Source organism: Albidovulum salinarum (assembly GCF_025673475.1).
In the GTDB taxonomy this organism is placed as follows: Bacteria; Pseudomonadota; Alphaproteobacteria; order Rhodobacterales; family Rhodobacteraceae; genus Albidovulum; species Albidovulum salinarum.
The window spans coordinates 1-593 of record NZ_JAOVQO010000075.1; the positions used below are offsets into that span (position 1 = coordinate 1).

The window sequence follows — 593 nt, forward strand, 5'->3', positions numbered from 1 at the left end:
AAGATCCGCGGCTTCGTCCTCGACAAGGGCATGAAGGGGCTTTCGGCGCCGAAGATCGGCGGCAAGCTCTCGCTGCGCGCCTCGATCACCGGCGAGATCGTGATGGACAATGTCGAGGTCGGCGAGGACGCGCTCCTGCCGAACGTCGAGGGGCTCAAAGGGCCGTTCGGCTGCCTCAACCGGGCGCGCTACGGCATCTCCTGGGGCGTCCTCGGGGCGGCGGAGTTCTGCTGGCACGCGGCGCGCCAGTACGGGCTCGACCGCAAGCAGTTCAACCGGCCGATCGCGCAGACCCAGCTTTACCAGCTGAAGCTCGCCAACATGATGACCGAGATCTCGCTCGGCCTGCAGGCCAGCTTGCGCGTCGGCCGGCTGATGGACGAGGCCAGGGCCGCCCCCGAGATGATCAGCCTCGTCAAGCGCAACAACTGCGGCAAGGCGCTCGATATCGCCCGCATGGCGCGCGACATGCATGGCGGCAACGGCATCCAGGAAGAATTCCAGGTCATGCGCCATGCGATGAACCTCGAGACCGTCAACACCTACGAAGGCACGCACGATGTCCACGCCCTCATCCTCGGGCGCGCGATCAC

At 66.3% G+C, this 593-nt stretch carries 1 protein-coding gene; it reads left to right on the forward strand.

The genetic code is table 11. From position 1 onward, the window contains the following. Positions 1 to 593: acyl-CoA dehydrogenase family protein (locus tag OEZ60_RS22190; protein ID WP_263341057.1), on the forward strand; the 593-nt coding region annotated here is incomplete at both ends.